This window comes from Geodermatophilus sp. SYSU D00703, from assembly GCF_054050155.1.
Genome location: NZ_JBJGYU010000017.1, coordinates 41,474 through 54,304 on the forward strand (window position 1 = coordinate 41,474; position 12,831 = coordinate 54,304).

The following is a 12,831-nucleotide window of genomic DNA, read 5'->3' on the forward strand; positions in this document are numbered from 1 at the left end:
GCACACCTCGGCGGGCCGGCCACGGAGCAGCCGCGGCCCGCCGAGGTGAGCCCCGCCGCCGCGCCCTGTTGCGGGCGGCAGCGGTACGGGGCTCAGGCGAAGGCGGGCATGACCTCGTCGTGGATCAGCCGGAGCTGCTCCTCCACGGTGGCGACGCCCGGGATCTCCCGCCCGGTGAACGCCTTGACGATCGAGGCGTCGTTGATGGCGGCGATGAGGTGGTTGACGCCGGCCGGCTCGATCGCCTTGATCTTCGCGGTCACCTCCTCCGGCGTGCCGGAGAACGACAGCTTGTCCGCGATCTCCGGGGTGGTCAGCTCGATGCCCCGCGCCAGGTCACCGCCGGCGATCGCGTCGACGATCGGCTTGAGGTCGTCCGGGTCCACGCCGTTGCGCTCGACCTGCTCGGCCGGCATCGACGAGGCGTAGATGCCGACCATGCTGCGGGCGGCGTCCTTCGCGGCCGCGGAGTCGCGCCCGACCGAGACGACCACCCACGCACCGAAGTCCAGCGTGGTCCAGTCCTTGCCCGCCTTCTCCGCGCCGGCCCGCAGGTGCTCGGCGGCGTAGTCGTAGGCCTCGCGGGTGTAGCTCAGCGCGTGGTGGCAGCCGTCGGAGTGCTCCGCCGCGGCGACGAAGGAGCGCGGGCCCCGCATCGCGCCCATCTTCACCGGCACCCGCTCCTGCACCGGCCGGGCGAAGGTGAACAGCCCGTCGTAGCGGAAGAACTCGCCGTCGAAGGTGATCGCGCCCTCGTCGAGCAGCGTGCGGACGACGTGCACGCCCTCGATCACCCGCGACAGCGGCTTGGTCTGCGCCCAGTCGATCTTGTACTCGGCGAGCAGGCCGAAGTTGCCGCTGCCCAGGACCACCTCGGCCCGGCCCCCGGTCAGCTCGTCGAGCGTCGCGGCGGCCTGCGCGATGAGCGAGGGCTCCCGCAGGACGACCCCCGACAGGCTCGGGCCCATGCGGATCCGCGACGTCTGCTGGGACGCGGCCGCGAAGAGCAGCCAGAGGTCCTTGTGCCAGGTCTCGTCCGCGGCGTAGACGGCGTGGAACCCCAGCTCGTCGGCCAGCCTGATCGCCCGCATCGACTCCTCGAGCGGGTAGTCGGGCAGCATCGCGTAGCTGAACCTCATCGGATCTCCTCCCTCACCGGGACACCGGCGTCCCTGCGGATCTGCTGGAGCTGTGCGGCCACCTCGCGGGCGTCGCCCTCGGGGATGTGCGCAGAGTGCCGGTCAGGGCGGGCGAGGAACAGGTACAGCAGCCCCGTACCGGCGACGATGACCAGGCCGATCGCCACGATCCAGCGGTCGAGGAAGGTCTCGGTGCCCGGTGCCGGCTTGATCAGAAGGACGATCGCGAAGATCCCGTAGGCCAGCGCCAGCACGTTGACCACCAGGCCGGCCGAGCCCAGGTTCCACAGCCCCGCGGGGCGCCAGCCCCTGAGCCGCTGCCGGAGCGCGGCGAGCACGACCGCCTGGAAGGCGATGTAGATGCCGAGGACGGCGAAGGCGGTGACGCGGGCGAGCGAGTCCGGCCGCCAGAAGACGAACAGGCAGATGAGGACCGGCACGACGCAGACGACCAGCAGCGCGTTGGTGGGGACGGCGTGCCGCTCCGAGACGTGGGACAGCCAGCCGCTGGCCGGGAGCATCCGGTCGCGGGCGAACGCGTAGAGCAGCCGGCTGCCGGCGGCCTGCAGGGAGAGCACGCAGGAGATGAACGCGACGACGGTGACGACGAGGAAGACCTTCGAGCCGGCCGTGCCGAGCGCGCCCTCGAGGATGGTCGGGATCGGGTCGACGTCCTCGCCGGCCATGATCGCCTGCAGCTGGGCGTCCGGCGCGGCCAGCACGTAGCCGGCGTAGGAGAGGAAGCCCGAGACCCCGCCGACGAGGATGGTCAGGATCATCGCCTTGGGGATCCGCCGGGTCGGGTCGGCGACCTCCTCGGCCACGTCGCCGCAGGCCTCGAAACCGTAGAAGAGGAACAGGCCGGAGAGGGCGGCGGCGAGGAAGGTGCCCAGGTAGCCGCTGCCGCCGCCGGCGCCGAGCGTGTCGAAGAAGATCGTGAACGGCTGCTCGCGGCGGAACAGCAGCAGGAACAGGCCCAGCGCGATGACCCCGATGAGCTCGGCGGCCAGGCCGATCTTGGCGATGCGCGCCAGCGTGCGGGTGCCGCTGTAGTTGATGGCGAAGGCGAGGACCAGCAGCGCGACGGCGGTGACCAGCGCGACGCCGGGCGTGGCCTCGATGCTGAACAGCGCCGCGACGAACCCGCCGCCGAACTCGGCCACCGAGGTGACGGTGACGATGATCGCCCAGATGTAGACCCACGAGACGATCCAGGCGTAGCGCCGGTTCCACAGCCGCCGGGTCCACGGGTAGATGCCGCCGGCCAGCGGGTACTGCGAGACCACCTCGCCGAAGACCAGCGACACCAGCAGCTGGCCGACGCCGACGATCACGATCCACCAGATCGCCGGCGGGCCGCCGATGGAGAGGCTGTAGGCGAACAGCGAGTACACGCCCACCAGCGGCGAGAGGTACGTGAAGCCGAGGGCCATGTTGGCCCACAGGCCCATGCTGCGGTGGAACTCGCCGGTGTACCCCAGCGCGGCGAGTTGTGCGTCGTCGGCGGTTCGGCCGGCGTGTGCTCCGGGTGGTGTCACCGGGTCTCCTCGGCTCGGTGGCCCGGCCGCGCCGACGGACGTCGGTGTGCCCCAGGCCACAAGGTCGGCGGAAAACCTATAGAGCCATAGTTCACAGGACAAGTCCCGTCGTGTTTCCCCGGGGTTGCGTCCCGGTCGCCGGCTCGCCGAGCGCAGGTCAGCCGGCGAGCCGCCGCCCGTCCTCGACCAGGAGCAGCCGCCAGGGCACCCCGGGCAGGGCCGCGCCGCCCTCCGCAGCGGGGGCGTCCGCGGGGAGCAGGCTGCCCACCACGAGGCGCGGCGCCGTCGACAAGACGACCCGGCCCTCGTCGTTGAGCAGCACGAACGGCGTCCGCAGCGGGCTGAGCGCCTGCAGGAGGTGGGACTCGAACCGGCGCACGGGGACGTCGGCGCCGGCCACGCCGACGAACCCGCTCCCGGCCAGGACCGGCTCGGTGAAGGTCAGCACGTAGCGCCCGGTGCCGTGGACGTCGACGTGGGGGCCGAAGGCGTGCCGCCGTCCGGTCCGGCGCGGGACGTCGTACCACTCGGTCGTCGTGTAGTCGTAGTAGCCCAGGCTCGTCGGCCGCAGATCCGGCTCGAGGGTGTGCAGCTCCCCGTCGTCCGGGTCGACCTGCCACCACTCCAGCCGCTGGGGCAGGCCCTCGTCGGGCCGCGGTGCCACGACCAGTCCCAGCCCGACGGCGAGCTGGCCGGGCTCGCGCAGCAGCTCCTGGACGCCGTCCGGCAGGACCCACCTCCGGGCCCGCAGCCCGTCGCGCTCGACCGAGTGCGACACCGCCTCGCGCACCCGGGCGACGGTGACGAACACCTGCTCCACCAGGTCGGACACCGCTGCGGCGACCCCCCCGACCTCGTCGGTCCCGGTGGTCACGAGACCTCCCGCTGCGGTGCGCCAAGGTCCCCGAGGCGCTGCAGTCGCAGCTCGATCGCCCAGAGCGTCCGCGTCTCGATGTGCGCCTCGGTGAGGGCCCGGGCCCGGGCGGCGTCCCGGTCCTCGATCGCGTCGATGACGGCCCGGTGGCCGGCCACGATGACGTCGAGCAGCCCGGGGGCGTGCGCCGGTGGCCAGGGCAGCTGGCCGAGCTCCAGGTGCAGGTCCATCTCCTGCATCGTCAGTCGCACCGACTGCGCGCAGGCCGCCAGCTCGATGTAGTACCGGCCGTCGGTGCGGCGCTGGCCGGTGACCGACCCGGCCGAGGCCAGCCGGTCGACGATGTCCCGCAGCCGGGTGATCTCCGTCCGCGACGCGCGGGACGCCGCGAGCCGTGCCGCCGCCGCCGCGACCGCGCTGTGGACGTCGCCGAGCTCGCGCAGGTCCGTGGTGCCCAGCTCGGCCAGGCGGGCGTCGGCGAGCTCGGAGAGGACGTCCTCCCGCGACCGCACGAAGCTGCCGCCGCCGCGGCCCCGGCGGGTCTCGACCAGTCCGAGCTTGCGCAGCTCGGCCAGCGCCTCGCGCAGCGTCACCGTGGAGACGTTGAGCATCGTGGCGAGGTCGGCCTCCGTGGGCAGCTGCTCGCCGTCGGCCAGGAGGCCCAGGGCGATGGCGCTGCCCACCCGCCGGACGACGGCCTCGCTGCGCAGGGCGCCGTCGTCCAGGGGCGCGAAGACGGCGCGCCGGGCGTCACCGCTGAGCAGTTGCACGCTCGCCTCCTGGAACCGGGATGACCCGAAGTGTTACACCTCGGAACCACCGGCTTAACCGTTGATTCCATAGGTTTTCCTCGTTAGCGTGACGCACGCCCCACCCGCCCCTGTGACGAGGAGCACGCAGTGACACAGGTCCAGCCCGACCGGGCGTCCGAGGGGATCCCCCGGGTCGACGCCCTCTCCGAGCCGTTCACCCCGGGCGCCCCGTCCAACCCGCCCGAGCTGGCGGACTTCCCGGAGACGCTCGCCGGTCCCGTCCCCCCGCCGCGCACCGACCCGAAGACGGCCGCGTTCGTCGAGCAGTGGCGCAACACCTCGTACAACTGCTTCTCGTCGGGGCACAAGTTCTGCCGCGAGGTCTGCCCGGTCACCCAGGTCGAGCGCAACGAGTCGTGGACCCCCACGGCCTTCCACGCCAACGTCGTGGCCATGGAGCGCGGCGAGCTCGACATCGCCGACATCGCCGCCGACTACGTCAACTGCACGCAGTGCGGCGCCTGCGAGCTGCGCTGTCCCAACACGCTGTTCACCGGCGACTTCTACCGGTTCCGCACGCGCACGGTCGACGTCGTCAAGGCGGTGCGGTCGCTCGCCGTGGAGAGCGGCGTGCACCAGCCGAACTGGCAGATCTGGAACGAGCGCACCGACCTGCGCACGCACGAGCCGGTGCTCGGCGAGACGCCGGTCAGCCAGGAGAAGGTGCGCGACTGGGCCGAGGGCCTCGACATCCCGATCGGTGGCGAGACGATCCTCTTCGTCGACTGCGAGGCGGCCTTCTACCGGACGTCGGTGCCGCGCGCGGTCGCCCAGATGCTGCAGATGGCCGGCTACGAGTTCGGCCTCATGGGCGAGCAGTGGTGCTGCGGCGGGCCGGCCGCGGAGATGGGCTACGCCGAGCAGGCGCAGCGCTTCGCCCGCCACAACCTGGACAACTGGCGCGCGACGGGCACCAAGCGCGTGCTGGTGCTCGACCCCCACGACTACATCAGCTTCACCGAGGACTACCCGAAGTACTTCGGCGAGGAGTTCGACATCGAGGTCGTGCTCGTCATCGAGGTGCTGGCCCAGTTGCTGCGCGAGGGCCGGTTGGCCCCGAGCGTGCCGGTGGACCGGGCGATCACGTACCACGACCCCTGCCGGCTCAACAAGCGCAAGGGCATCTGGGCCGAGCCGCGCGAGCTGCTCCGGGCCATCCCCGGCCTGCGCTTCGAGGACGTCGACCGGGTCACCCAGTGGTCCTACTGCTCCGGCGGCGGCGGTGGCCTGCCGATCGAGAAGCCCGAGCTCACGGCGAAGATCAGCGCCGCCCGCCTGGAGCGCGCCGCGGAGCTCGACGTCGACACCCTGGTCAGCGCCTGCCCGTGGTCGGAGCGGCCGCTGTCCGAGGCCGGCGACGCCGAGGACATCGACGTCGTCGACCTGCACGAGCTGTTCGCCCAGTCGCTCGGCATCACCGTCGGCGGCTCCCGCGGGGACGTCGGCGACCGGCGGCTGGCCCAGGAGCGCACCGGCGTCCCCGGCCGGGCGCGGCGGGCACACGGCAGCAGCCGCGGCGGCTGCGGTGGTGGCGGCTGCGGCGGTGGGTGCGGCAACGGTTCCGGCGGCTGCGGGTGCGGAGGGCACTGACCATGACGACCACCGACCCCACCATCGGCACCACCCCGTTCACGCGGGAGCCCCTCGGCGAGACCGAGCTCAACCGGCTGGTCGCGGCGCTGCGGCCGATCCTGGCCGACGACCAGATCCTGCTGGCGAAGACCGACCGCTACAACCGCGCCCGCGTCCCCGCCCCGTTCCCGGTGCACCGGTGGTCCGAGCGGGTGCCCGACGTCGTGGTGCTGCCGACCTCGACCGAGCAGGTGGCCGCGGTCGTGAAGGTCGCCAACGAGCTGCGCATCCCCGTCGTCCCCCGCGACGGCGGCACCGGCCTGACCGACGGTGCGGTGCCGCACCGCCGGGGGATCGTCGTCGACGTCAAGCGGATGAACCAGATCCACGAGCTGGACCTGGTCAACCGCACCGTCACCGTGGGCACCGGCATCAACATGCTCAAGCTCAACGAGCGGCTGGCCAAGCACGGGCTGTTCTACCCGGACGACCCGGCGTCCTACCCGTGCTCCCTGGTCGGCGGGCGGATCGGCACCAGCGGCTGGTCGCTGATCGGCTCCCGGTACGGGCACACCCGCGACCTGGTGCTCAGCTTCGACCACGTGCTGCCGACCGGTGAGGTGCTGCACGTCGGCGACGGCATCGGGCAGAAGATCAGCAAGAGCTCGAGCGGCTACCAGCTCAAGCACCTGTTCATGGGCCACCAGGGCACCCTCGGCATCGCCACGAGGGCCACGCTGAAGCTCTTCCCCAAGCCCGAGGCCGAGCTCTCGCCGTTCTGGGCGTTCGACGACTACGACGACGCGCACGCCTGCACCGGTGCGCTCGCCCGGGCCGGGGTGGCCACCTTCGCCGGCGCTGTGCTCTTCGACGAGCACAAGGTCGCCTACCTGCGCCGGGACGACGAGGCCTACATCCCGCAGCCCACCGACGTCCGCGCCCTGGTGTGCGCGGTGATGTACGGCTACGAGGACGAGGTGCGGGCTGGCGGCAAGCGGTTGTTCCGCATCGCCAAGGAGCACGGCGCCCGCTACCTGGGCGACGAGATCTCCGAGGGCGACTGGGCCGCCCGGCACGACCGGTACGCCACTCCCCTGCACGGGCGCACCAAGGACGGCCAGGTCATCCCGATGTCCTGGCACTGCGAGGACGCCGCGGTGAACTTCTCCGCCGTCCCCGCGGTCAGCAAGGCGTGGCATGAGATCCTGGCCGACCTGCGCCGCAAGACCGACGTCTTCGACGACTGGGGGATGTTCGCCTACACCTCGGCCGCCACCGGGGTCGACTACCTGACCGAGATCGACGTCGGCATCTGGGAGCAGCGCCTCGACGACGCCGCCTGGGCCGCCTGGGTGCAGGCCAAGCGGGACATCGCCGCGGTCGCCCTCGCCCACGGCGGGTCGATGAGCGCCTGCCACGGCTCCTGCCGCGAGGGCGAGGTCGACCTGCTGCCGCAGGAGCTCGGCCGGGGCTTCGACGTGATGCTCGAGGTCAAGCGGGCGCTGGACCCGAACAACGTCATGAACCCGGGCAAGTACCTGCTCGACCGGGCCTATGGGAGGGACACCACCGATGAGAACCGATGACCAGCCCGCCGGCCCGTCCGCGACCGCGCCCTACCGGTTCGCCGAGCAGCACACCCCGCCGGCGCCGGTCCGGGTGAGCGAGGTGGCGCAGACGACCTTCGAGCACGTCTACGAGGTCGACCCGCGCCTGATGCAGGAGCACGTGCTCCAGCAGGTGTTCCCCAACTGGGACACCCTGCGGATCATGCGCAGCCGGCACGACCACCTCGCGTGGATGCACCGCCACTTCGCCGAGAAGGTCGTCACCGGGTCCGAGCTCCTGGCGGAGGTCGAGGCCGAGTTGGGGAATCCGCAGCAGACGGCCCCGGAGGCTGGACCGATCAGCGGTCCGGCAGCAGGATGACGACGGGATCAGCACCGGAGACGGACGAGAGGGACCTGCCGTGAGCGAGAAGCTCGAGCTGCGCAACTTCGTCGGCGGGGAGCACGTCGACGCCACCGACGGCCGCCGCATGGACCTGGTGGACCCGGCCACCGGCGAGGTGTTCGCCAGCGCACCGGTGGCCAGGGCGGAGGACGTCGACCGCGCCTACACCGCCGCCGCGAACGCCTTCCCCGGTTGGCGGGACGCGACCCCGTCGGAGCGCTCGCTGGCGCTGTTCCGGCTCGCCGACGCCATCGAGGCACACGCCGAGGAGCTGGTGGCGCTGGAGAGCCGCAACACCGGCAAGCCGCTCGGGTTGACCGCGAGCGAGGAGATCCCGCCGATGGTCGACCAGATCCGGTTCTTCGCCGGTGCGGCGCGCAACCTCGAGGGCAAGGCGGCCGCCGAGTACATGGCCGGCCACACGTCCTGGATCCGCCGCGAGCCGGTCGGGGTCATCGGCCAGGTCACGCCGTGGAACTACCCGATGATGATGGCGGTCTGGAAGTTCGCCCCGGCGGTCGCGGCCGGCAACGCCGTCGTCCTCAAGCCGTCGGACACCACGCCGGCGACCACGCTGCGGCTGGCGGAGCTGGCCGCGGAGTTCCTCCCGCCGGGCGTGCTCAACGTGATCTGCGGGGACCGCGACACCGGCCGGGCGCTGGTCGAGCACCGCATCCCGCAGATGGTCTCGATCACCGGGTCGGTGCGGGCGGGCATGCAGGTCGCCGAGACCGCGGCGCGCGACGTCAAGCGGGTGCACCTCGAGCTCGGCGGCAAGGCGCCCGTGGTGGTCTTCGACGACGCCGACCTCGAGGCCGCCGCCGAGGCGATCGCGGTCGCCGGCTACTTCAACGCCGGGCAGGACTGCACCGCCGCCACCCGCGTGCTGGCCGGGCCGGGCATCCACGACGACTTCGTCGCGGCGCTGACCGAGCAGGCGAAGGACACGCGGACGACGTTCGACAACGGCGCCGGGGACGAGGACGCGATGGTGCCGCCGGTCAACAACGCCAACCAGCTGGCCCACGTCACCGGGTTCCTCGACCGCGCGCCCGACCACGCCGAGGTCACCGCGGGCGGGCGGCGGCAGGGCGACCGGGGCTTCTTCGTCGAGCCGACCGTCGTCGCCGGGCTGCGGCAGGACGACGAGATGGTGCAGAACGAGATCTTCGGTCCCGTCATCACCGTCCAGCGGTTCAGCGACGAGGACCAGGCGCTGGCCTGGGCCAACGGCGTCGAGTACGGCCTGGCCTCCAGCGTCTGGACCAAGGACTTCGGCCGGGCCATGCGGATGAGCAAGGCGCTCGACTTCGGCTGCGTGTGGATCAACACCCACATCCCGCTGGTCGCCGAGATGCCGCACGGCGGGTTCAAGCACTCCGGCTACGGCAAGGACCTGTCGATGTACGGGTTCGAGGACTACACCCGCATCAAGCACGTGATGGCCAACATCGAGTCCTGATGCCCGAGGGGCAGAGATGGCCGTCTCTGCCCCTCGGGAGACGGCGAGGCCCCGGTCCGGCGCGGACCGGGGCCTCGGCGCGTGAGGGGGCGGGCTGCCGTCAGACGGCGATGCCGGTGAGGACCAGCACGCGCTCCTCGGTGAGGTCCTCCATCGCCGCGTGCACGCCCTCGCGTCCGGTGCCGGAGTCCTTCACGCCGCCGTAGGGCATCTGGTCGGCCCGGAAGCTGGGGACGTCGCCGATCACCACTCCCCCGACGTCGAGCACCTGCGCGGCGCGGAAGGCCACCTGCAGGTCCCGGGTGAACACCCCGGCCTGCAGCCCGAAGCGGCTGTCGTTGACCCGCGCGAACGCCTCGTCGAGGGAGTCCACGGCGTCGAGGATGACGACCGGGCCGAACACCTCCTCGCGGGACACCTTGGCGTCGGCCGGGACGCCGGTGAGCACCGTGGGGGCGTACGCCGCGCCCTCCCGGGTGCCGCCGGTGAGCAGCGTCGCACCGGCGGCGACCGCCTCGTCGACCCAGCTCTCCACCCGGCGGGCGGCCGGCTCGTCGATCAGCGGGCCGACGTCGGTCGCGTCGTCGGTCGGGTCGCCGGTCACCAGCTTCTGCACCGCCTCGACCACGCGCTCGGTCAGCGCGCCGGCGACGTCGCGGTGGGCGAACGCCCGCTGCACCGAGATGCACGACTGCCCGGCCTGGTACATGGCGAAGGTCGCGATCCGGGAGGCCGCCCACGCCAGGGACTCCTCGTCGCCCTGGTCCGGGCCGACGACGACCGCCGCGTTGCCGCCCAGCTCCAGGGTCACGTGCTTGCGTGGCGCGGACTCGCGGATCGACCAGCCGACCGGGACCGAGCCGGTGAAGGAGACGACGGGCAGGCGCGGGTCGCGGACCAGTCCAGCGGCGACGTCGTTGGTCACCGGCAGGACCGACCACGACCCGGCCGGCAGGTCGGTCTCGGCCAGGAGCTCGCCGAGCAGCAGCGCGGTCAGCGGGGTCGCCGGGGCCGGCTTGAGCACGATGGGGGCGCCGACCGCGATCGCCGGGGCCACCTTGTGGGCGACCAGGTTGAGCGGGAAGTTGAACGGCGCGATGCCGAGCACCGGGCCGCGCGGCACGCGGCGCACCAGGGCCATCCGGCCGGTCGCGGCCGGGTCGGTGTCCAGCCGCTGCAGCGTGCCCGACCACCGGCGGGCCTCCTCGGCACCCCAGCGGAAGGTCGAGACCGCGCGGGCGACCTCCAGCCGCGCCCACTTCAGCGGCTTGCCCGACTCCGCGGTGATGAGAGCGGCGACCTCCTCGCTGCGCTCGGCCAGCCGCCGCGACACGGAGTCCAGCGCCGCGGCGCGGACGTGCGCCGGGGTCGCCGCGCAGTCCGCCCGGGCCTCGTGCGCCGCGGCGACCGCGGCCTCGACGTCCTCCGGGCCGGCGAGGGTCGTCCGGCCGGCCGGGGTGCCGTCGTGCGGCGACGTGACCTCGAGGACCTCGGTGCCGGTGGCGGGGCGGCCGGCGACCCAGTACGGGGTGGTGGTCATGCGTCCTCCTCGGGACGGGTGCGGGGACTCCGGCCGAATCTGCGGGACGCCGCCCACCCGGGACCAGAGCCGGTTCGTCCACCTCGGCCGCCGCGGCGCGCCGGACCGGCAGGAGCGCGCGGTCGGTCGTACGACGGAAGTCGGGGCCCGGCGAGCGGCCGTGCGGAGCCGGTCGTCGCCACGCTGAGCCGGGTGCGACCCGATGACGGAAGCGACCTGGTGACGTGGTCGAACTGCCCGCGGTGCGGCGGGGAGGCGGCCGTCGGCTGGCGGTGGGTCGGCGAGGAGGACGGCCCCGCGCGGGCGGTCGAGTACGACTGCCGGGGCGGCTGCCGGCTGAGCGCCGACGAGCTCGTCGACGTGGTCCGGGACGCCGCCCCGTCCGGCGACCGGATCAGCCGGCGTGCGACGAGCGCTTCCGGGCCGACGGCACCATCACCCACGCCGTGACCGCCGCGACCGCCAGCAGCGCCGCGGCCGCGACCGCGCTGACCTGCATGGCCCAGGTGAACGCCTCGCGGGCGGCCTCGAGCGCGGCGGTCGCACCGCCGTCCGGGCCCAGGACCTGGTCGGCCCGGGCCAAGGACTCCCGGACCGCTCCCCCGCCGAGACCGGCCACGTCCTCCGGCAGCGCGCTGCGGTAGAGCAGCGTCTGCAGCGAGCCGAGCAGCGCCACCCCCAGCGCGGCGCCGAGCTCGTAGGACGTCTCCGACAGCGCGGAGGCGGTGCCCGCCCGGCGCGGATCGACCGCGCCCACGGCCGCGTCGGTGCTCAGCGTGAACGCCACCCCGAAGCCGCACCCGAGGACGACGAGGGCGAGGGCCAGCCAGGCGTACCCGGACAGGGCCTCGGCCCCGGCCAGGCCGAGCATCCCGGCGGCGGTGACGGCGAGCCCGAGACCGATCGCCCGGCCCGTCCCCACACGCGCGACCAGCGGCCCCACCAGCGCGACGACGCCGAGCGAGGCCAGCATCAGGGGGAGCTCCCGCAGCCCCGCCGCCAGCGGGGTGTGCCCCCGCACCAGCTGGAGGTACTGGGAGAAGAAGAACAGCAGACCGGTCAGCGCGAGCAGGGCGATCAGCTGGCTGGCGAGGGCGCCGGAGAAGGCCCGGTTGCCGAACAGCCGGACGTCGACCAGCGGGTGGGTGGTCCGCCGCTGCCGGCGGACGAACACGACGGCGGCGACGACACCGGCCACCGCGGCCGCCACCGCCGCCGGGGTCGGCCCGTGGCCGACGACCTCCTTGACCGCGTACACGACCCCGAGGATGGCGACGATCGACTGGAGCGCCCCGAGGACGTCCAGCTGTCCCGACCGCGGGGCCCGGGACTCCGGCAGCAGGAACCAGCCGCCGACCAGGAGGACGGCCACCACCGGCAGGTTGACCAGGAAGACCGAGCCCCACCAGTGGCTCTGCAGCAGCACGCCGCCGACCAGCGGGCCGAGCACCGCCCCACCGGACGCGCCCGCGCTCCACAGCGCGATGGCGCGGGTCCGCTGCCGCGGGTCGGGGAACAGGTTGCGGATCAGCGACAGCGTCGAGGGCATGAGGGTCGCCCCCGCGACACCCTGGGCGGCGCGGGCCGCGACCAGGGTCGCGGGGTCGGGAGCGAAGGCCGCGACGGCGGAGGCCAGCCCGAACGCGGCGGTGCCGGTCAGCAGCACGCGCTTGCGGCCGAAGCGGTCGGCCAGGCCGCCCATGAGCACGAGCAGACCGGCCAGCGCGAAGCCGTAGACGTCGCCGATCCACAGCAGCTCCCCGGCGGTCGGCCGCAGGTCGGCGGTGAGCGCCGGGACGGCGAGCGCCAGCACGGTGCTGTCCACCGACAGCAGCACCACGGCCAGGACCAGCACGGCCAGCGCCGCCCACTCCCGTGGCCCGGCGCGACGGGTGTCCTCCCGGAGGGGTGCGTCGACGTCCATCGAGGTGCTCATGGGGA

The 12,831-nt window shown here is 73.3% G+C and carries 10 protein-coding genes; 4 read left to right on the forward strand and 6 right to left on the reverse strand.

Annotated elements, in window-relative coordinates; genetic code table 11:
* Positions 1 to 92 precede the first annotated feature (92 nt).
* The 4 genes from ACI782_RS16385 to ACI782_RS16400 all read right to left on the reverse strand — a co-directional run bounded on the left by ACI782_RS16385 (position 93) and on the right by ACI782_RS16400 (position 4,321).
* Entirely contained in the window at positions 93 to 1,139 is a 1,047-nt protein-coding gene (locus ACI782_RS16385) for an LLM class flavin-dependent oxidoreductase (RefSeq protein WP_456911062.1), read from the reverse strand.
* Entirely contained in the window at positions 1,136 to 2,677 is a 1,542-nt protein-coding gene (locus ACI782_RS16390) for an APC family permease (RefSeq protein ID WP_456911064.1), read from the reverse strand. Before ACI782_RS16390 ends, ACI782_RS16385 begins: the two co-directional genes overlap by 4 nt.
* A 157-nt stretch (positions 2,678 to 2,834) precedes the next feature.
* Complete coding sequence (locus ACI782_RS16395; protein ID WP_456911066.1) at positions 2,835 to 3,551, reverse strand: cache domain-containing protein; 717 nt, start codon at positions 3,549 to 3,551, stop codon at positions 2,835 to 2,837.
* A complete protein-coding gene (locus tag ACI782_RS16400; RefSeq protein ID WP_456911068.1) occupies positions 3,548 to 4,321 on the reverse strand; it encodes a FadR/GntR family transcriptional regulator in 774 nt (257 codons plus the stop codon). The genes ACI782_RS16395 and ACI782_RS16400 overlap by 4 nt, the downstream gene beginning before the upstream one ends.
* A gap of 129 nt (positions 4,322 to 4,450) precedes the next feature.
* Here ACI782_RS16400 and ACI782_RS16405 point away from each other — a divergent pair, with 129 nt between their 5' ends.
* The 4 genes from ACI782_RS16405 to ACI782_RS16420 are packed head-to-tail and all read left to right on the forward strand — an operon-like array spanning position 4,451 to position 9,350.
* A complete protein-coding gene (locus ACI782_RS16405; protein WP_456911070.1) occupies positions 4,451 to 5,953 on the forward strand; it encodes a (Fe-S)-binding protein in 1,503 nt (500 codons plus the stop codon).
* A gap of 2 nt (positions 5,954 to 5,955) precedes the next feature.
* A complete protein-coding gene (locus tag ACI782_RS16410; protein WP_456911072.1) occupies positions 5,956 to 7,521 on the forward strand; it encodes an FAD-binding oxidoreductase in 1,566 nt (521 codons plus the stop codon).
* Positions 7,508 to 7,864: a hypothetical protein gene (locus ACI782_RS16415; protein WP_456911074.1), complete on the forward strand. Its 357-nt coding sequence runs from the start codon at positions 7,508 to 7,510 to the stop codon at positions 7,862 to 7,864. Before ACI782_RS16410 ends, ACI782_RS16415 begins: the two co-directional genes overlap by 14 nt.
* A gap of 40 nt (positions 7,865 to 7,904) precedes the next feature.
* Positions 7,905 to 9,350 (forward strand): gamma-aminobutyraldehyde dehydrogenase, encoded by a 1,446-nt coding sequence (locus ACI782_RS16420; RefSeq protein ID WP_456911076.1) that lies wholly within the window; start codon positions 7,905 to 7,907, stop codon positions 9,348 to 9,350.
* A 100-nt stretch (positions 9,351 to 9,450) separates the two neighbouring features.
* Here the strand turns inward: ACI782_RS16420 and ACI782_RS16425 are convergent, their stop codons facing one another.
* Both ACI782_RS16425 and ACI782_RS16430 read right to left on the reverse strand, forming a co-directional pair.
* A complete protein-coding gene (locus ACI782_RS16425; RefSeq protein ID WP_456911078.1) occupies positions 9,451 to 10,890 on the reverse strand; it encodes an aldehyde dehydrogenase family protein in 1,440 nt (479 codons plus the stop codon).
* Positions 10,891 to 11,284: 394 nt separating this feature from the next.
* On the reverse strand, positions 11,285 to 12,826 hold the full coding sequence (locus tag ACI782_RS16430) for an MFS transporter (protein WP_456911080.1): 1,542 nt from the start codon (positions 12,824 to 12,826) through the stop codon (positions 11,285 to 11,287).
* Positions 12,827 to 12,831: the final 5 nt, after the last annotated feature.

Bases quoted from the DNA above. Each gene is read 5' to 3' on its own strand.
- ACI782_RS16385 (WP_456911062.1), bottom strand. From the start codon at position 1,139: ATGAGGTTCAGCTACGCGATGCTGCCCGACTACCCGCTCGAGGAGTCG.
- ACI782_RS16410 (WP_456911072.1), top strand. From the start codon at position 5,956: ATGACGACCACCGACCCCACCATCGGCACCACCCCGTTCACGCGGGAG.
- ACI782_RS16430 (WP_456911080.1), bottom strand. From the start codon at position 12,826: ATGAGCACCTCGATGGACGTCGACGCACCCCTCCGGGAGGACACCCGT.
- ACI782_RS16415 (WP_456911074.1), top strand. From the start codon at position 7,508: ATGAGAACCGATGACCAGCCCGCCGGCCCGTCCGCGACCGCGCCCTAC.
- ACI782_RS16425 (WP_456911078.1), bottom strand. From the start codon at position 10,890: ATGACCACCACCCCGTACTGGGTCGCCGGCCGCCCCGCCACCGGCACC.